Genomic DNA, 19,245 nt, shown 5'->3' with positions numbered 1-19,245 from the left:
TCGGCTTTCTCTTATTGCTTCCTGTTACTCTTCGGTTGCTTCGGCTTGTGGTTTGACAACTTCAAGTAACTCAACGTCAAAGATAAGTGTTGAATTTGGTGTTATTGAACCAGTAGAGCGTCGGCCATAAGCAAGCTCTGAAGGAATGTGGAAACGGTATTTTGCGCCTTCTTTCATAAGCTGAACGCCTTCCGTCCATCCTGCAATAACTTGATTAAGAGGAAATTGCGCAGGTTCGCCTCGCTTATATGACGAATCAAATTCAGTACCGTCTAAAAGGGTGCCACGGTAATGCACCTTAACTAGGTCTGTTGCTTCAGGGCTTGCTCCCTCGCCTTCTGTTAATACTTCATATTGCAAACCAGAGTCGGTCGTTACAACGCCTTCGCGTTGACCGTTTTCCTCTAAATAAGCTAGGCCGGCTTCAATGTTCTTTTCAGCAGCTTCAGCGGCCATTTCTTGCTGCTTTGCACGCAATACTTCTTCACCTTGTTGAGCAATTTGTTGTATTTGCTCAGGAGTAAATTTAAGCGTGTCGTTAAGGCCATCATTAAAGCCCTGCTGAAGGGCAGCTTGATCAAGTGATAGCCCAAGTTGTTCTTGTTGTTCTGCGCGCGTGGTAACAAATAGTCCCATGCTTGCACCCATAGCATAAGCTTGCTTTTGAGCGTCTGTCATTTCTTCTGCTGAAACAGCAGTAACATTTGCACCTTCGGTGCCTGTAGAAGCGGCCTCATCAGAGGTGTTTGGCTGGCAAGCAAAAAGGCCTAACGCAGCAATTGTAGATAGGGCAACAAGCGACTTCTGCATAAAACTGTCTCCAATAATTATTATCATCATGCGTCTATGTCTATACTGCTGCATCTAAGGCAGTGTGCACGATAGTTAAAGATGCGTGATCCATGCTATGTTAAACCTAGCATTTACAAAGCGAAAGCCATTTGATTATGTTTAAACCTCAAATGTTCCTTAAAATTGTGTTACTCATCGCACTAGTTTGTAAACTCGTGGGATGCTCCGTTCCTGATACTACGCCAATTAAACAGTGGCGTCATGTTGAAGAAGGTGCTTATGCAGCAGATATATCAACAGATGGCAGTTTAGCTGTTGTATCGGGCGTTGATAATGGAATAAACGTGTGGCGCATTGGAGAAGATACGCCGCTGTATCACTGGGGGCACCAAGGAGAAGGCGACAATTTAGTTGTATCGGTCCATATAAGTGCTGACAAGCAATATGTTGTAACCGCCGATAGGGAGGCCTTCGCGCTGTGGAGCGTACAAACAGGTGAGCCAGAAGGCTTTTGGCGTATCGATGAGTCGAATATACGCGACGTAGTGGTTACGAATGGCGGAAGGGGAATTTTAGTTGCGCGATCTAACGGAAATATCATGTTTTTTGAGCCGAGAACCTCCCGTCGACTTGAGTTTCTTGGTCATACTGAAAAAGTAAACTCTATTGATATCTCGCCGAACGGTAAATTTGCCCTTTCAGGGGGGAATGACTATATCGCCTACTTGTGGAGCACTGAGACAGGGCAGATAATTCATACGTTTACTCATCCGACACGCGTAACAAAGGTTGCACTTGACGATTCTGGGCGCTTTGCATTTACGGCAGATAGCCAAAGTAAATCTCAGATTTGGGATGTTCAAACAGGACAGCCAGTTAGCGCTTTACAATACGCATCACGACAAAAAATGTTTACAGATGTAGAGTTTTCTAAAGATGGTAAGTACTTGCTTACTGGCTCGCCCTCTCGAAAAGTATATGTGTGGGATATTGTCACAGGAAAGGAACAACAAGCTATTCAGGTTGCGTCACGAGAAAACCTGTCGCCTCCTACCGCAGTTGTGTATGGCGTAGCCTTTATGTCAGATGGTAATATAGTGTCGTTGAGTAGTAGTGGGCTAGCAGAAGTCTGGCAACGTGAGAGGTAAAAAGCGCAATGAATGAAAGTCAGGAAAAAAAGCTTCAACAGGAGCTAGAGGCGGCAAACGCTTCTATTGAAGAATTACAAACCAAAGTGGCATTTCAGGAACATACTATTGAAGCGTTAAATGAAGCACTGTCATCGCAGCAAAAACAGCTTGATGACATCGCATTTAAAGTGCGACATGTTATTGATAGAGTGAAATCTATTGAGCCGTCTAATATTGCGAAACAATCAGAAGAAACCCCTCCTCCACACTACTAGCGCTCATTAACGGAGGCCGGTATGGTTTGGTCCTCTGTTTTATTGAGCTGATTTAGCTCAATGCTTTTTTCAATATCGCCTTTAAAAGCCTGAACAAACGCATTTTTTAGGATCGCTTTGAAGGCTTCCCAAGACTGCATTTCAGGGCTAGATAGATCTCCCTTAATGGGAATGCGCGTGGCAATTTGATCTTTACTCTGGTTTTCAAAAAGCTCGGTGATCAGCGCTGATATCGCTTCAACACTACCTTGGAAAAAGCCGTCGTCATCACGCTCAATATCCCCCTTCCAAGAAAATACCTCTACATTATGCAAAATGGGTTTCACGTAGCCTTTCACTTTCCCATCATCCGATGCAATTTCTGCCGCAAGCGTAAGTGTGCCGGCTTCCAGATCAAAGGGCGCATAGGTGTCTAACACGTTTTTGAAGTTCACCAAACCAACATTTTCGGCCTTAATATCAATGTCAAAGGTTGGGCTGGATGTCGCTGGATTAAGCTTGGCATTAATCTGCAATGTGCCTTGTGTAGCCGTTTGCCCAGTAACTTTTGCCGTGGCAATACGGGTATCGGATAGTGCGTCACTGTTAACCAAATTGGTAAGCACAACCTCAATATCGTGTAGTGAAATATCGATGGCCGGTGTGGTGTTTGGATTAGAAAAGTTAACGCGACCATTTTTTACGGTAAGCTCATCAATTCTAAGTGGAAATAATTGATCGGCAATAGATAGCCAATTTTCATTTTTGCCCGACTGACTTGCTGCATCCGTCCCGCCGTCTACAAAGTTTATCTCAGGTGTTTCAACCTTTACTTTGCCTACTGCAGCCCCTTTTATAAGTTGCGACCAAGCTAAGGTGAACTCGATGTAATCTACATTCACAAAAGGCCTGTCTACTTCGCCATTGGATTTGTACAAAACAACGTGTTCTAAGCTGTACGCACCGCGCCACAACATAATGTCAACATCCCCTACTCTTCCATCGTAGCGGGTAGACTGGCTTAATGTCTCATTAATGTACCACTGCACTGCATAGGGCATCGCAAGCCGCAAAACTAGCACAAGCAGTAAAAAAATAAGAACATACGTTGAGATATGGGTTTTTCCGTTCACCTTTTGCTCCTTAGCTTATGAAGTTTGTACCTTCATTTGGCATGTAGGATCAGGCTTAAAGAAATGAAATTCGTAAAAAGGTTAAGTTGCGGCGATGGTATTACGCCAATTTTCTATTCAAAAAGGAGCATTGAATACGATCAAATCAGCGCTACTGAGGAGAATTAACGTGTTCCAAAAGAGGCACTTTGCCTTACCAACAATCGTGTATTAATGAGGTTTAAAAATACCGATAACGTTTTCATTTTCACGTGTTGCTTGGCTTACCTTGTCATCAGTTTGTGCTTCGTTGTAGCCGCAGGCTACACACTCAAGTTTCTCTACGTTATTTTCAAAGTATAAAGAAATAGTATCTAGCGCTTTGCATTGCGGGCATGTAGCACCAGCAACAAAACGACGTCTTACATTCTTCGACATACTTACTCCTTTGGTTATTTTGGTACTAGGGCGTGTTGATATTTGTTCCGCCTGAATTATTTAGATTTCTAAAACACATGCGGGGCGCTTCAATCAAAGCGCGTTTATCTCGAACAAAATTTCTACAGCGAACATCAACACGCTTTAATTATACCGTCAAATACCAAGTGATGATCAGCTTTTAGCTTAAGTTTTTGATATTATGTTTTCCGTTGTTCGCGCATTATTAGAAAGGCACTTTGCATTTCTAACTTTTCGCATATGTGAGAATAGTGTTTTAGCTGTCGTTTGTTGTTTCATCATAAGGTTATTCATGATCAAGCTCTCTAATGTGTCTTTGTTACGTGGCAGAAAAATGCTGCTGGAAGATGCGTCTGCCCAAGTTTTTCCTGGTCACAAAGTGGCGCTTATCGGTAGCAATGGCTGCGGAAAATCAACGCTATTTGCGTTGCTAAGAGGTGAGTTAAGTGTTGACGCTGGAGATTGCAGTGTGCCCAGCGACTGGCGAATTGTGAGTGTGGCGCAAGAGACACCCGCATCGCATCGAACAGCAATTGAATACGTTATCGATGGTGACCAGCATTTACGTGCGCTTCAAGCGCAGCTTAACGACGCTGAAGCAGCTGAAGATGGTGTGTTAATAGGTCAGCTTCATGGCCAACTAGAGCAATCGGGCGCCTATGACGTTGAGTCTCGCGCAGCCACCATTTTATCGGGGTTAGGTTTTACTAACGGACAGCTAAATGCACCGATAACCGACTTTTCTGGAGGTTGGCGTATGCGTTTGAACTTAGCCCAAGCTTTGCTTTGTCCCTCTGATCTTCTGTTGCTTGATGAGCCGACTAACCACCTCGATCTCGACGCGGTCATATGGTTAGAAAAGTGGCTGCAGCGCTACACGGGAACCCTGCTGTTAATTTCTCACGATAAAGCGTTTATCGACAATACAGTTGCGCAGATTATTAGCGTGGAACAACAGAAATTAATCGCTTATACCGGAAATTATTCATCCTACGAAACTCAGCGTGCAGAGCGTATTCGACTGCAGAACTTGGAATTTGAAAAACAACAACAAAAGGTTGCGCACCTCAATTCCTTTATTACTCGATTTAAAGCTAAGGCAAGCAAAGCAAAGCAGGCGCAAAGCCGAATAAAACAGCTAGAAAAAATGGAAATGCTGCTACCTGCTCACATGGCGAGCCCATTTAGCTTTGAGTTTGCTACGCCCACTGCATTGCCTAATCCATTAGTTCAAATGGAAAAAATACAGTTAGGCTATGCAGAACGTATTGTACTTGAGCAGGTAAAGCTCAACTTGGTGCCGGGAAGCCGTATTGGACTGCTCGGGAGAAATGGTCAAGGTAAGTCAACGCTTATTAAGCTTCTTGCCGGAGTGCATGCGCCAAAACAGGGGATTTTTAATGCGGCGAAAGGGTTGAAAATAGGCTATTTTGCTCAGCATCAGTTAGAAACATTAGACGCTAATGCAACACCACTATTGCATCTTCAACGTCTTGATGAAAAAGCGACAGAGCAGCAGCTTCGAGATTACCTGGGCGGCTTTGGGTTTAATGGAGACGAGGCACTTGCTCCCGTGGCGCCGATGTCGGGAGGTGAAAAAGCGCGATTAGTACTTGCGCTTATCGTATATCAAAAACCAAATCTACTGCTGCTAGATGAACCCACTAACCATTTGGATTTGGAAATGCGCCATGCGTTGAACATTGCCCTACAGGGCTTTGAAGGCGCCATGGTACTTGTATCGCACGATAGGTTTTTACTGTCATCAGTATGTGAAGACTTCTACCTAGTCGACAGCGGTTCAGTAGAACCGTTTAAAGGTGATTTGGACGATTATCGCGATTGGATTTTGAAGCAACAAGCCGCTGAAAAGGCAAAGGCAAACAGTGATGCTAAAGACGACGCAATACTTGCATCAGGAGATATGGCTAAGACTGATCGCAAAGTTGATAGAAAGGAAGAAAAGCGTCGGGAAGCTGAGTTTAGGCAGAAAATTGCACCATTTAAAAAAGCGGTTGAAAAACACGAAAAAGCGATTGAAAAACATCAAAGTTCACTAAGCGATGTTGAACTCGCGCTATCAGACACAGATCTGTACAGTGAAGAGAGAAAAACCGAGCTTTTGCAATTGCTGGATAAGCAGGCATTGCTGAAACAGCAATTAGAAGAGGAAGAAATGGCATGGCTTGACGCTCAAGAGCAAATAGAGCTGGCACGAGAGGAGTTTGAGGCAACCAATGCATAAATTAACTGCTGAGCGTTTTTGGCAATACAGCCTTGCACGCTACAAAACTCAAGACATTGCGGCTCTCTCTTTGCTATTACAAGACAATCATGGTGTAAATGTAAACGTTATGCTGCTTATCTGTTGGTGTATTGAGCACGGTGTTGTGATCAATTTTATGCAGTTGAAAACGGTCATAGACGCTGCAAATATGCATGAAGCAGGGCTAATATCTCATCGAGAAAAACGTAAATTAGCGCACCCCGACAAGGGGGGAGACAAGTCTGGTTACGAAGCGTTAAAAGCCCAAGAATTAGTGCTGGAACAGCATCAACAAGCTGATATCGTTAATGCATTTAATTCACTTTCGCTTACCGTAATACCTACCCGTGATGTTAATACTGACAATGCCGTGCTCAATGCATCTATCGCGTCTTTTATTAACGTCTATGCGTTACGAGAAAACGCACAAGCACGCAGTCTATTTAGTACCGTTTTGAAACAGTTACCGCAACGAGAAAAACAATAAGTAGTGACAATGAGTAAATCAGCCCTAGTACATGGAAAAATTATTAAAAGTAGCTTTAGTGTGTCACGGTGGGCTAAAAACCGTCACGTACAAACCATCTGGCCGCGCTTTATTCAAAAGCGTTTGCCCTTGTCTTACGAGATGGAACGGCTAACGCTTCCCGATGACGACTTTGTGGATGTCGCCTGGGGGCCAAAACCTAATGAAATGTCGGGCATTGTCGTTATGTTTCACGGCTTAGAGGGAAGCATTAAGTCGCATTATGCAAATGACATGATGGCTCAGATGTCGGTTAACGGATGGCAAGTGGTTATGATGCACTATCGCGGATGCAGCGGCGTACCAAATCTAAAGGCAAGGGCATACCACAGCGGTGAAACGGAGGATCCTAGCTTTTTCTTAGATTACTTACACAACAAGTTTCCCCGAATTCCTAAGGTTGCAATAGGTTTTTCATTAGGGGGAAATATGCTGCTAAAATTATTGGGTGAGAATCCTGCACAAAAGTGGCTTAAAGCGGCTGTTGCTATATCGTCTCCGCTCAAGCTTTCAGAATGCGCAAAGTCTATAAATCAGGGCTTTTCGCGGGTATATCAAAAATACCTATTAACCAGCATGAAAAATACCTTGCGCAAGAAAATGGAATACATTGACTACCGCAAACTTATTCAGCTTACCAAAAATGATGTTGATAACATTCACAGTTTTACGCAGTTTGATGAGAAAATAACAGCACCATTACACGGCTTTGCCGACGCGCAAGATTATTATGAAAAATGCAGTGCTTATCATTTTTTAAGTGCGATACACTGCCCGACATTGGTTTTGCACAGTATCGATGACCCCTTTATGAATCACCTGATTATACCGAAAGAAGATGAACTCGCCCGTAACGTTACCCTTGAACTGAGCGAAAGAGGTGGTCATGTGGGGTTTATGCAAGGCTCGATACTGAATCCAACAGTATGGCTACATGAGCGAGTTAAGCGGTTTGTCAGCGATATTTTACCTGTCGACAGTACATGTAGCTATGTGAAGTAGGCAAAGCGTTAACCAACAAGTCACGGGACAAAAGCGCATATGATCATACCTATCGACGCACTTGAAGCTGAAACTCTATACAGCCTAGTAGAATCCTTTGTACTGAGAGAAGGCACTGACTATGGTGAACAGGAAGTTGAGCTTAGTACCAAAGTAAATCAAGTTATAGAGAGGCTCAAAAGTGGTGAAGCCGTACTGGTTTATTCAGAACTGCATGAGAGCGTAGATATTAAACGCAAAGAAGAAATACAAACCGAAGAAGACGCACAGTAAACCAATAAAAAAGCCGGGTCGAGCAACCCGGCTGACCTTCCTGAGGAGAGGGAGGTTTAAAACGCGTAGCGAGCCGTAACCTGCATGATATCTAGGTCGTCAATAAACTTATAGCTGGCACCTACGGCCCATTGAGGTGTTATGTAGTAGTTTGCACCAATTTTAAATGTAGCTTCACCATCATCTACATCGTAGTAACCTACCTCGCCAGCCAGCTCAACTTGTTCAGTTAGCATTGAACGTAAACCCGCATTAATGCTATAGCCTGTATCGTCCTCTACGTCGCCATCAACGCGTTCAACGTTAGCGCCGACATAAGCGTCCGTTGAAGCGTTTACTGGAATTCGGTATCCGGCACCAACAGTCAGCATGTTAAAATCAAAATTGCCTTCTTCAAAAAAACTGTACTCGCCGTTCAAAAACCAGTTGCTATTTAATAGGTATTTACCGTTTACGGTTAGGCCGTCAGGTTCAAACGACTCATTGTCGTCAAAATCCATTTTAGTGTAACCACCTTCTACATAGCGCCAATCTGGCTTGTCAGCCATTGCAGATAAAGAAAACGTTGTTGCCGTAAATGCAGCAAGTAGTGTGATTGTTTTACGCATGTGATAACTCCTAATGTTCACAATGTCACGGTGCGCTAGCAAAAAAAGCGCTTAACTTTTTAACCTGTCGCGTCTTCCCAAACTCACGTTTTGCTATTACGCAAAGCTGAGCAGATATCACGCACCTTTGTATTCGCATCCAGGTAAGGCGTGTAAACGCCTTTCCAAAGCTTTTCCAACCTTGTGCAAATTGCAAAGGCTTTGCCAAAAACCGCCGAACCTTAAAGTTTTCTTGGCTTATGCTTTTAAGTGGCTGTATTTTATATAAAAAATATTTAGCCCCTCTTTCCCGTAGCCGATTCTTAATCGCCTTTTCAGTGGATCATGACAAGTTGGCATAGATAACTGTCGCTAATAACCAACACATATCCTTTTGTCTAAGAGGTCGGACAAATTTACACCGTGTAGCCAAGCTGAAAACAGAGTTATTGAATATTCTAACCGTCAGATATGTATGGATTTTTTAAATTTCATGATGCGGTGTTTCGTATTGGAACATCTTTTGCTGAGACACTGGTGTGTTACCGACCATTCGCTTATGCCGTTTACGGCAAGGATTGGGGAAAACCCGAAGAGCGAATAAGAAAGGGATCTTGTTCCAAGTAGGCCATCACTATTCAGCCGAGCATGGGAAAGATGATATCGAGCACCTTTCTTGTGGTTTTGAAAAAGCAATGTTGCTTTTCCCTCAATCGGTAACGTTGTTTTCATAAGGAGAGGACAAATGGTTGTGCCAGTTTCTACTATACAAAAAAGCCGCAAGCGCGGTATTTCTCGAATGCTATGGGTTATTGCGAGCGTTTTTGTATTCGTTCCTATTCACGCAAGCTTTGCAGTTGAAGTAAATGACAGTAATCAGCCTCACAAATTGTCTCCTATACTGCAGGGCGTTATTGATGATGCCAAATTGTCAGCAAGTGAAGGCTATGAGCAAGATGATCATGGATTAAATGACAAACTTAAAGACATCGATTACACCACGTATCGCTCAATCCGATTTAAGCCTGAGCAGAGCTTGTGGCATGGGAAAAATGATTATGAGCTACAGTTTTTTCACCCGGGCTTTTTGTATGAGTATCCGGTTACCATCCACACTATCGGCAGCGACAACAAACCTTCACATCTAGCTTTTGACAATGACATGTTTCGCTATGACGGACGAGCAGCAGAGCTTTCTGGGTTGACGGATGAAAAATCAGGCTTTGCCGGTTTTCGTATTCATTATCCTATTAAGAACGAAGCGTATAAAGATGAATTCGCCGTGTTTTTAGGCGCGTCGTACTTTCGGTTGGTCGGTAAGAACCAAGTTTATGGAATCTCTGCGCGAGGGCTGGCTATTGATACTGCATTAGCAAAAGGTGAAGAGTTTCCGCACTTCACAGAATTTTGGATCATTGAACCGAAAAAGGGTCAACCAATCACTCTTTACGCGCGTCTTGAAAGCCCATCGGTTGCGGGCGCATACAAATTTACTATCCAGCCAGATGTTGATACATCGGTTCAGGTAGAGAGTTGGCTTTTTGCCAGAGAAGATGTGAATAAGCTTGGCGTTGCACCGTTCACCAGTATGTTTCTCTATGGCGAAAATACGCAGAAACGCCACGACGATTATCGCCCCGAGGTACACGATAGCGACGGTGTATTAATGGTAACGCATGCGGGCGAGGAAATCTGGCGCCCCTTGACAAACCCTGCACGATTACAAGTCACGTCCTTGAGTGACAACAGCCCCAGAGGTTTTGGCGTGCTACAGCGAGACGGTGAATGGCACAATTATTTAGACGCCGAAGCAAATTACCATCTTCGACCTGGGCTGTGGGTTACACCGCAACAAGGGTTTGAGGAGGGTCGCTTAGAAGTTGTTGAAATTCCTACTAAGTCTGAGATACACGACAATATTGTTGCGTTTTGGACACCGAAAAAGCCCTTTAAAGCCGGAGAGTCTCTTTACTTTGCGTATGAGCTAAAAACGGTAGAGCAAAACCCTTTCGTAAGCAAATTAGCATCGATTGTGCGTACCCGCCAGGGGCAGGCCGTACTGCCGGGCGATGAATTTAAAGATGAGAGTTTGAATACGACAAGACAGTTTAGTATCGACTTTAGCGTGCCGGAAAACGTGCAATTTAATAGCGATAAAATGAAGTTAGTAATGAGTGTGACAAATGGCGCCATTTCGCAGCAGCGGTTATATCCCGTGGCTGATGGTCAAGAGTGGCGGGCAACATTCTTAGTCAATCCAAAAGAAAATCAAACGGTTGATATGCGCGCTTACATTGAGAAAGACGGCGAGCGTGTTAGTGAGGTGTGGAATTATGTCTATCAACCTAAAAAGTAAACCTCACACTGCTGTGTTGGTGGAACAGAAATCTACAGCAGTATCTGAAGGCGTTGACGGAAACAGGTCACAAAAGCGTTTACATGACACTGTGCGAGCAAGTCATAAAATTATCAAAGGAGAGCATATGCGTTTGTTATTCATGGCGATGCTAGTAATTCCAAGTACGGCACTGGCTGGTTGGAGTTTGTATGAAATATTTCTTCCAAACGGCTTAACAAATTTAGAAATAGCACAGTTAGGATTGGGATTAACCCTGTTTGCATGGCTGTGTATGGCGTTTTGGACAGGCATTATTGGTTTTGTTTTACAGCTGTTCAATATTGACCCCTTAAGCTTAAGAAAGAATCAAGCAACCCCTGACAGCGTGGTGCCGCTAACGCAGCGTCATGCTGTGGTCATGCCCGTTTATAACGAAGACACTCGCCGTATCATGGTTGGCTTTGAGGCGTGTGTTCGAGAAATTATCGAAGGCCAAAATGCAGATAACTTTGACTTCTATATGCTAAGTGACACGAGAGATGCGGAAAAAGCTGACGCAGAACTTCGTGCTTTTAATCGCTTACAAAAGCGTTTAGGTCACGCTTCATCGCGAGTATTTTATCGTCGCCGTGAGCAAAACTCTCACCGTAAAGTTGGAAATTTGAAGGAGTTTTGTGAACGCTGGGGCGGAAACTATGAATCGATGATTGTACTTGATGCTGACAGCGTAATGAGCGGTGAGCGGATGGAGGATCTCGCCCGCCGTATCGAGCAAAATCCCGATACGGCGCTTGTTCAAACGATCCCTATGCCCGTGCGACAAAATACGTTTTTTGGCCGTTTTGTTCAGTTTGCCGCCCACCTATACAGCCCAATGTTGGCTACAGGTCTCTCTTTTTGGCAAACAGACAGTGCAAACTACTGGGGGCATAATGCGATTATACGGATAGCGCCTTTCATGCAACATTGCGGGCTACCCACTCTCGAGGGGCGTGCGCCTTTTGGTGGAGAAATTTTAAGCCATGATTTTGTAGAAGCTGCGCTGCTGCGTCGTGCGGGCTGGCATGCCTACCTTCTGACAGACATGACGGGTAGCTACGAGGAAGTGCCTAGTAATATTGTCGACTATGCAATTCGTGACCGCCGCTGGGTTCAAGGCAATATCCAGCATCTTGGCCTGCTAAAGGTTAAAGGGCTAAAAACGGCCAATCGCCTGCATTTTTTATTTGGCGCGTTCGCATATATTTCGTCACTCATCCTTTTTTGCATGTTGGCACTAGGAACGGTCGATGCGCTTATCCGTGCGACCTCGGTCCCCGAGTTTTTTGTTAGTGAGTACCAACTTTTCCCCAGTTGGCAGATAGCTCGTCAGGATATGATGATGGTTACCATGTGGGGAACCGCTGCGTTACTCTTCTTGCCCAAATTACTCGGTATTGCTTTAGCCTTGATAAAGCGTCGTGATGAATTTGGCGGTGCATGGTCGTTGCTAAAAGGCGCAGCGATCGAGGTGGTTATGGCTGTGCTTATAGCGCCCCTAATGATGTTTTATCATAGCTACTTTGTGATCAGTGTATTAATAGGGCACTCAGTCAAATGGGAAGCGCAAGAAAGAGAAGGTCGAAAGGTGCCGTGGAGCGTAGCGATAAAGCATACGCAAATTATGAGTTGCTTAGCGGTTGCGTGGGGAGTGACAACATTTTATTTCACACCTTCGTTATTTATGTGGCTGTTACCTGTGCTTGTTGGAATGGTCTTAGCAGCGCCGGTAATTCGCATTACCAGCAGTGACAGTTTAGGCGTCACCATGCGCAAGTGGGGGGTATTTGTTATCGACCAAGAGGTAAATGAGTGTAAAGCGCTGAAACGATTGCGAGTAGCAATGCGCTATTTCGCTGTATCCCAGCATAAGGCCGTTGTGCCTGTGTTGCCCGACAGTTTGTGGCTAACTATGCCAGAGCAAATGCTCAATCAAAAACCCCTACCGATGCGTCCGGCCTTGCCTGGAAGTGCCTGAACCGCACTGTAGCGCATGTAAAAACGCCGCATCTATGCTCTCAAGATGCGGCTTTCTGTGTTTCTTACTGTTTAAACGTTACAGAGAATGTTACTGGTACGGTGGTAGTAATACTGTTAAGGCCTGCTATTTTTTGCAGTGCAGCAACCCCTTCTGCTAACCCAAAAGACTCTGCTTTAATGAGAGTAGGAGCCGTTGTTGAAACAGTTAATCGCTCGTCATCAACCGCACTTGCCGTTACAGAAAATGAGGTGGGTACGGCTTTACCATGAAGTGTAAGAATACCGTCAACTTTTCCACTGACAACTTGTCCTTTTTTAAGGTTTTGCATTGTCTTGGGAAGCGACGCTTCGAATGTTGCTTCTGAAAACGTTTTAATATTAAACAGCATCTCCTGCATTCGCTTATTACGAATGTCTATTGCTGTATTCACTGACGCTAAATCGACCGCAACACGAAGCTTGCCATCATCACTTAAATTTCCAGTGAAACTATCGAAACTATGTACTTCGGTAACTTGAGCATTCTTGGTTGATAGAAAATGTAGCGCGCTAGAGGCTTCATCAAGGCGCCAATCTGCAGATGCAGGTAATGCAATTGCAGTTGCCATCAAGGCTGCTGATAATGCGCGAGTGCGGTTCGCCATCATAGATCTACTCCTATAAATAGTTGGTATACTGCTGGCAGAGCAACGGGCATTGGTAATCAACGCGGTAGCGCGTTATACGTTAGAACCCCAAAGTGCCTGATTTGCAGCGACAAATGTAATACGACTTAGTCGCGGTGCAGGTTTACAAAGTCATCATACTGGACAACGTCTTGCCATGGCACTCTTTGATCGCCCATTACCACAAAATCTGGGTTCTCTAACGAATGGCGTTGATTATAAGTCAGCGGTTCAAAATTTGCCGCTGCTATACTTCCCCCCGCCTCAGAAACAATACACTGGGACGCCCCAGTATCCCATTCTCCAGTGACGCCTATACGCATAAATACATCCGCTTTCCCTTCAGCGATAAAACAAGCCTTCAAAGAACAACTGCCTAGCGGCAGCGTTTGATAAATGCGTTTTGCACACATTCTACTTAGCACTTTTTCACGTGACTGACGGCGACTTATCGCAATCATTACGACACTTTCAGAGGGGTCATCCAGTTTTCGTACACGTATTCTTTGCTCGCCATCTGGAGATGATTTGTAGGCACCCTTACCTTTTTGCGCAAAATAAAGTGATTGTCCTGGTGGCCAAAAAATAACGCCGATGGTCGGTTGATTATTTTCGATAAGCGCTATATTTACTGCGAAATCGCCACTTCGGGCAATAAACTCTTGTGTTCCGTCTATTGGGTCAATAAGCCAATAGCGCTCCCAATGCTGACGCTCTTCTAAACTTGCATGCTTATTTTCTTCAGAGAGAATAGGAATATCCGGTGTCGCCGCTTTTAGTCGCTTATTTATAATATCGTTTGCCAGGTAGTCTGCACTGGTGACAGGCGACTCATCATCTTTTTGATAAGCTTCAAACTCACCTTTATCATATACGTTAAGTACAGCTTCTCCTGCTTCTACAGCAATCGCTTTTGCAAGTTCTAATAAATTAGCATGGGCGTCATCGGGCATAGTTTATTGTTCCTTAAGCCACTTTTGGGCTAAAAACAGTGCCGCAATACAGCGGGCTTCAACAAAGTCTTCTCGTGCAAGTAAAGCATCAGCTTCCGATAAAGGCCAGTGGATAACCTCTAGCGGTTCGGGCTCATCACCTTCTAAACATTGCGGATACAAATTTTTAGCAATAACAATCGTCATATTAGCGTTGAAGAACGTAGGCGCCATACTGACTTTGTGCAGTTCTACTAAATCGTTAGCGGCAAAACCTGCTTCTTCCTGCAACTCGCGGTTGGCAGCCTCTAGTGCGGTTTCTCCCGGGTCGATAAGCCCTTTTGGAAATCCTAATTGATATGAGTGTGTGCCAGCAGCATATTCTCGGATTAATATAAGCGTATCGTCGTCAAGCATGGGCACAATCATCACTGCCCCGCGACTTCCCCCCGCCATACGCTCGAACTCTCGGGTCTCGCCGTTAGAAAACTCAAGGTCAAGGCGTTCTACCCTAAAGAGTTTGCTCTGTGCGACAATTTCACGAGAATGGATGTGCGGCAGTTTTTTGTTCGGATCAATTTTCGACATGTCTATTGCTACAACTTTGTTATCATACGTTCACAGAATCTAGCTTACTTCATTATAAGGAAAATCGCTTGCCCTTTCTGCCTTGGAATGAAATCGAAACCGTGCTGCTTGATATGGACGGCACCCTTTTAGACTTGCATTACGACAATCAATTCTGGTTGACCCATTTACCAAAACGTCTTGCGCAAATCCGTGGTATCAGTGAGGCGCAAAGTCGCGCTGAAATGACGAAGCGTTACGACGCTGTTTTTGGTCAACTACAGTGGTATTGTTTAGACTACTGGGCGGAGTCACTATCATTGGATTTAGAAACGGAGTTTATGCCGCTTAAGCGAGAGCTAGCGCATTTATTAAAGCTTCGTGATGACACCATTCCCTTTTTGAAAGCACTCCATGAATCTGGCAGGCAGGTTGTGCTGGTGACTAACGCGCACCCTAATAGCCTTGCGTTGAAACTGGAGTACACACAGCTGGACGCGCACATCGATCACTTAATTTCTACTCATGAATTTGGCGTGACTAAAGAGTCGCAACTGTTGTGGAAACGATTACAAGAAAGCGTTAAGTTTGAAAATAACCGAACCCTTTTTGTTGATGATTCTCTACCTATACTCACGGCGGCTCAGACGTTTGGAATTAAGCATTTACTAGCAGTGGACAATCCAGACAGTCAATTGCCCAATCGCAATATTACGGAATTTCCTGCCGTTCGCGATTACCGCCTAATGATAGCCGACATTTTATCTCACCCTCATCAACAAAACGGAGCGGGTTGACCGATGCTCTCTGACACTATTTTTGTAGGCTCTACAAACCCGGTAAAAGTAAATGCTGCGCAAAATGCACTGTCCGACACGCTTGAACATGATTTCGACGCGCAGGGAATTGAAGTACCAAGTGGCGTGGCCGACCAGCCGATGACGGAAGAAGAAACGCGTTTAGGTGCAATAAATCGCATTAAAGCTATGCTAGCGCAGCACCAAGGTGGTTTAAGTGATGCGTGGTACGTCGCCATTGAAGGCGGTGTAGACGTTTTCGAAGACGGCCCTGCCACATTCGCTTTTGTGGCAATTTATCATGAAGGACATTGGTCGGTAAGTCGCAGCGCAAGCTTGCCTTTACCTGTCAGTGTGTTTCAAGCGCTTCAGCGAGGTGAGGAGCTCGGAAGAGTGATGGACCGCCTTTTCGATACCGTAAATGTAAAGCAAAAAGGTGGAGCAATTGGGTTACTAACCCTTAATCATGCTACTAGGCAGAGTGTGTATGAAGTTGCTTTAACACTGGCTATGGCAAAATTTCATTTCCCTGATTTATACACAGATTAAATAAAAATCCGCCCGTTGTTAACGGGCGCTTTACGTTAAGTGAATACTGCTTTGCAATCTTTACCAAGTTAAGTAATCTTTTCTGATCAAAATCGCCCTCGCCGTAGTTTACTTTTTAAATAATTTAATTAAGCCATTGTTTTTAAACGACTTGTTTTGTTTGGCTTTTAAGTTGCACCCTTGTTGAACCAAATGGAATAAGGAGTGTGAAAATGAGCGAAACAATTAACACTTATAACCCTGCTACGGGTGAAAAAATCGATCACTATCATTTAATGTCGGCTGATGATGCCGAGCAAGCCGTGACACGCTCACAAGAAGCGTATTTGAACTGGCGAAGAACCTCTTTTGAAACACGAGCAGATTTATTTAACAACCTTGCTGATTTAATGGAAGAGCGTATTGACGACCTAGCAAGTTTGATGACAAGAGAAATGGGTAAAGTGACTGCTCAAGGCAAACAGGAAGTACAGTTATGTGCTGAGATTTGTCGATATACTGCTGAGCATGGGGCAGATATACTCGAAGATGAACACAGGATTTTCGAAGGTGGTCGTGCCATTATCACCTATCAACCCATTGGTGTCATTTTGGGCATTCAGCCATGGAACTTCCCCCTTTATCAAGTGATCCGTTACAGTGCATCAAATATCATGGCAGGTAATACAACTGTACTCAAACACGCTAAGAATGTGTTTGGTATGGCGATGGCTATACAGCAATTGTACGAAGACGCCGGTTTCCCAAAAAATGTATATCAATCACTGCTGATTGGCGGCAGTACAGCAAGCGATCTTATTAAACACAAATACGTTCGCGGTGTGACATTTACCGGCAGTGATGAGGTGGGTAAACAAGTTGCAAAAGAAGCGGCAAGCTTATCGAAAAAAACGGTTATGGAGCTTGGCAGTAACGATGCCTTTCTAGTGCTAGCCGATGCCGATATCGATCACGCTGTGGAAATGTGTATTCAAGGGCGGGTTATAAATAATGGTGAAACGTGTGTGGCAGCCAAACGTTTCGTTATCGTAGACAGCGTTTACGAAGAGTTTAGAGACAAATTTATTGCGCAGTGTAAAAAACTGAAAGTTGGTGATCCCACTGACGAAAACACAGACCTTGGACCAATGGCGCGAGAAGATTTACGCGACGAATTACACGAGCAAGTTAAAACGTCGGTAGAGAAAGGCGCTGCGCTTTCTTTAGGTGGTGAAGTGCCAGACTCTGAGGGTTATTTTTATCCTATCACTGTTTTAGAGGATGTGGCTCCGGGCATGCCCGCTTACGATGACGAGTTGTTTGGGCCCGTTGCGTCATTAATTCGTGTAAGAGATGACAAACAAGCGATGGAAGTAGCGAATGACTCACGTTATGGCCTAGGAGGCGGTATTTTTAGTAGCGATACCGATAAAGCGATTACTCTGGCTAAAGACGAATTTGACACGGGTATGGTGAATATTAACGGATATTCGCTTGCGCAGCCCAATTTGCCGTTTGGCGGTGTGAAAGACAGTGGCTATGGCAGAGAACACGGCGGCTACGGCATGCGTGAATTTGTTAATATTAAAACAATTATGGTGGCTGAAAGTGCGTCAGAGTAGCGAATGGTTTCATGCTTGAAGCTACGCGCATTTTGGTCAAGCTAGGTTAATTGTAAGCGGCAGAAAGCCCTACCGCTTACAAATTAGACCTAAGTTTCTCAACACCGAAGGATGGTTTATACCATCCTTTTTGGAAGGTGACGGAAAAGCGGTTATGGCATTACGCCTAATGAGATGAAGTGTGAAATAAAGAAGGCTTTTGAAGGGTCTTTTATTAGATGATGCAACGTTAACGGTTCGCAATGAGTACACCTAAGGATAAAGTGATGATGAGTACACCCGGCCAACACGCCATAGCCCCAATGTCACGATGCGCTCGTTTTTGTCGTCGCTATTGTTCACCAATTAACCCCTTAAGTTTACTGGTATTGCTTACAGGGCTGAGTAGCTTTGCAGGTTTGGCGTTTGCGCAACACCCTTCTGGGGAAAAAAGTATTTCCTCTACCGCTGAGCAATGTCATGGTGTTGCGGTTCAGGTGTTGGGCTCAGGAGGCCCTGAGCTTGATGATGGACGCCACTCTTCATCATACATCGTGTATGTAGAAGATGAAGCTCGCCTTCTGGTAGACGTTGGAAGCGGAAGCAGCACTCAATTTGGCGCCGCAGGTGCAACGTTCGATTCTGTAGACGCAATATTGTTATCTCATCTGCACACAGATCACGCTGCTGACTTGCCTAGTTTTATTAAGGGTAGTTTCTTCACAAAAAGAGACAAAAACCTCACGATATATGGGCCCGCTGGGAATACCGTTATGCCTTCGACTCAGCAATATGTTGAGGCTTTGATTGGGAATGAGGGAGCTTACCGCTATCTTTCCTCGTATATGACGCCCGGCAGAGAAGACTATTTTATTGAAACAGAAACGGTGGGTAAGGCAACGCTAGATGCGCCATTTGAAGCCACCATTAGAGATAATTTGTCGGTGCAAGCAGTAAATGTGAAGCATGGCCCCATACCTGCACTCGCGTGGAAAGTGTCAGTAAACGGCTGTGTAGTTGTTTTTTCTGGTGACACCAATGATAAGGCAGGCACGCTTGCAACACTCGCTCAAAATGCGGATCTACTGGTATTGCATAATGCTATTGACGATCATGCAGGTGATGTCGCTAAAAATCTTCATATGACGCCCAAGCAGCTTATTGCTATAGCCAAAGCGTCTGCCGCAAAACGTGTGCTGATATCGCATATCATGAAGCGCAGTGAGCCTGGCTTACAGGCACTTACCGAGGCAATTGCGGTAGTCGCCCCGGGTCGGGTTTATGCGGCAAAAGATTTAATGACGATAACATTGCAGTCAAATGGCGTAGATTAATAATGGTATATTAACTTACTGTGGTTGTTTCTCGCTTATGCTGAGTTGGGTTCAGGCAATAAA

20 protein-coding genes are annotated in these 19,245 nt (G+C 44.6%); 13 read left to right on the top strand and 7 right to left on the bottom strand.

Annotated features, from left to right (window positions below; translation table 11 throughout):
• Positions 1–24: 24 nt before the first annotated feature.
• Positions 25–810: an FKBP-type peptidyl-prolyl cis-trans isomerase gene (gene fkpA, locus BK026_RS14260; RefSeq protein WP_071817679.1), complete on the bottom strand. Its 786-nt coding sequence runs from the start codon at positions 808–810 to the stop codon at positions 25–27.
• 197 nt (positions 811–1,007) lie between these two features.
• Here fkpA and BK026_RS14255 point away from each other — a divergent pair, with 197 nt between their 5' ends.
• On the top strand, positions 1,008–1,940 hold the full coding sequence (locus BK026_RS14255; RefSeq protein WP_083575172.1) for a WD40 repeat domain-containing protein: 933 nt from the start codon (positions 1,008–1,010) through the stop codon (positions 1,938–1,940).
• Between the two features lie 8 nt (positions 1,941–1,948).
• Positions 1,949–2,197 carry a SlyX family protein gene (locus tag BK026_RS14250; protein ID WP_071816453.1) on the top strand — a complete coding sequence of 83 codons (249 nt, stop codon included), beginning with the start codon at positions 1,949–1,951 and terminating at the stop codon, positions 2,195–2,197.
• Here the strand turns inward: BK026_RS14250 and BK026_RS14245 are convergent.
• A complete protein-coding gene (locus tag BK026_RS14245; protein ID WP_071816452.1) occupies positions 2,194–3,309 on the bottom strand; it encodes a DUF748 domain-containing protein in 1,116 nt (371 codons plus the stop codon). The two genes, BK026_RS14250 and BK026_RS14245, sit on opposite strands and share 4 nt — an antisense overlap.
• A 210-nt stretch (positions 3,310–3,519) precedes the next feature.
• Positions 3,520–3,726 (bottom strand): YheV family putative zinc ribbon protein, encoded by a 207-nt coding sequence (locus BK026_RS14240; RefSeq protein WP_071816451.1) that lies wholly within the window; start codon positions 3,724–3,726, stop codon positions 3,520–3,522.
• Positions 3,727–4,039: 313 nt separating this feature from the next.
• Here BK026_RS14240 and BK026_RS14235 point away from each other — a divergent pair, with 313 nt between their 5' ends.
• The 4 genes from BK026_RS14235 to BK026_RS14220 are packed head-to-tail and all read left to right on the top strand — an operon-like array spanning position 4,040 to position 7,814.
• Positions 4,040–5,992: an ATP-binding cassette domain-containing protein gene (locus tag BK026_RS14235; protein WP_071816450.1), complete on the top strand. Its 1,953-nt coding sequence runs from the start codon at positions 4,040–4,042 to the stop codon at positions 5,990–5,992.
• Positions 5,985–6,500: a TIGR02444 family protein gene (locus BK026_RS14230; RefSeq protein ID WP_071816449.1), complete on the top strand. Its 516-nt coding sequence runs from the start codon at positions 5,985–5,987 to the stop codon at positions 6,498–6,500. Before BK026_RS14235 ends, BK026_RS14230 begins: the two co-directional genes overlap by 8 nt.
• 9 nt (positions 6,501–6,509) lie before the next feature.
• The gene (locus tag BK026_RS14225) at positions 6,510–7,541 is read left to right on the top strand and encodes a hydrolase (protein WP_071816448.1); all 1,032 of its coding nucleotides are present in this window, start codon (positions 6,510–6,512) and stop codon (positions 7,539–7,541) included.
• Between the two features lie 39 nt (positions 7,542–7,580).
• The gene (locus BK026_RS14220; protein ID WP_071816447.1) at positions 7,581–7,814 is read left to right on the top strand and encodes a YheU family protein; all 234 of its coding nucleotides are present in this window, start codon (positions 7,581–7,583) and stop codon (positions 7,812–7,814) included.
• 56 nt (positions 7,815–7,870) lie between these two features.
• On the opposite strand, the gene BK026_RS14215 is transcribed toward BK026_RS14220, so the two are convergent.
• The gene (locus BK026_RS14215; RefSeq protein ID WP_071816446.1) at positions 7,871–8,422 is read right to left on the bottom strand and encodes a porin family protein; all 552 of its coding nucleotides are present in this window, start codon (positions 8,420–8,422) and stop codon (positions 7,871–7,873) included.
• A gap of 518 nt (positions 8,423–8,940) precedes the next feature.
• Here BK026_RS14215 and BK026_RS19525 point away from each other — a divergent pair.
• From BK026_RS19525 to mdoH, 3 genes are all read left to right on the top strand, one after another.
• Positions 8,941–9,135, top strand: a complete 195-nt coding sequence (locus tag BK026_RS19525; RefSeq protein ID WP_143142132.1) for a hypothetical protein — start codon at positions 8,941–8,943, stop codon at positions 9,133–9,135.
• Positions 9,136–9,200: 65 nt separating this feature from the next.
• Complete coding sequence (locus tag BK026_RS14205) at positions 9,201–10,757, top strand: glucan biosynthesis protein (RefSeq protein ID WP_371264984.1); 1,557 nt, start codon at positions 9,201–9,203, stop codon at positions 10,755–10,757.
• Entirely contained in the window at positions 10,735–12,756 is a 2,022-nt protein-coding gene (gene mdoH, locus BK026_RS14200) for a glucans biosynthesis glucosyltransferase MdoH (protein WP_071816443.1), read from the top strand. The genes BK026_RS14205 and mdoH overlap by 23 nt, the downstream gene beginning before the upstream one ends.
• A gap of 64 nt (positions 12,757–12,820) precedes the next feature.
• On the opposite strand, the gene BK026_RS14195 is transcribed toward mdoH, so the two are convergent.
• From BK026_RS14195 to nudE, 3 genes are all read right to left on the bottom strand, one after another.
• On the bottom strand, positions 12,821–13,405 hold the full coding sequence (locus BK026_RS14195; RefSeq protein WP_071816442.1) for a YceI family protein: 585 nt from the start codon (positions 13,403–13,405) through the stop codon (positions 12,821–12,823).
• A gap of 125 nt (positions 13,406–13,530) precedes the next feature.
• A complete protein-coding gene (cysQ, locus tag BK026_RS14190; RefSeq protein WP_071816441.1) occupies positions 13,531–14,376 on the bottom strand; it encodes a 3'(2'),5'-bisphosphate nucleotidase CysQ in 846 nt (281 codons plus the stop codon).
• A gap of 3 nt (positions 14,377–14,379) precedes the next feature.
• Entirely contained in the window at positions 14,380–14,943 is a 564-nt protein-coding gene (gene nudE / locus BK026_RS14185) for an ADP compounds hydrolase NudE (RefSeq protein WP_071816440.1), read from the bottom strand.
• A gap of 68 nt (positions 14,944–15,011) precedes the next feature.
• Between nudE and yrfG the strand changes: the two genes are divergently transcribed.
• From yrfG to BK026_RS14165, 4 genes are all read left to right on the top strand, one after another.
• Positions 15,012–15,719, top strand: a complete 708-nt coding sequence (gene yrfG, locus BK026_RS14180) for a GMP/IMP nucleotidase (protein WP_071816439.1) — start codon at positions 15,012–15,014, stop codon at positions 15,717–15,719.
• 3 nt (positions 15,720–15,722) lie between these two features.
• Positions 15,723–16,268 (top strand): inosine/xanthosine triphosphatase, encoded by a 546-nt coding sequence (gene yjjX, locus BK026_RS14175; RefSeq protein WP_071816438.1) that lies wholly within the window; start codon positions 15,723–15,725, stop codon positions 16,266–16,268.
• A 212-nt stretch (positions 16,269–16,480) separates the two neighbouring features.
• The gene (locus BK026_RS14170; protein WP_071816437.1) at positions 16,481–17,869 is read left to right on the top strand and encodes an NAD-dependent succinate-semialdehyde dehydrogenase; all 1,389 of its coding nucleotides are present in this window, start codon (positions 16,481–16,483) and stop codon (positions 17,867–17,869) included.
• A gap of 242 nt (positions 17,870–18,111) precedes the next feature.
• The gene (locus BK026_RS14165; protein ID WP_256253820.1) at positions 18,112–19,182 is read left to right on the top strand and encodes an MBL fold metallo-hydrolase; all 1,071 of its coding nucleotides are present in this window, start codon (positions 18,112–18,114) and stop codon (positions 19,180–19,182) included.
• Positions 19,183–19,245: the final 63 nt, after the last annotated feature.

The organism is Alteromonas sp. V450 (genome assembly GCF_001885075.1).
Lineage (GTDB): Bacteria > Pseudomonadota > Gammaproteobacteria > Enterobacterales > Alteromonadaceae > Alteromonas.
The sequence above is the reverse complement of the archived record's forward strand: the minus strand, read 5'-3'. Positions and strand labels throughout refer to the sequence as shown.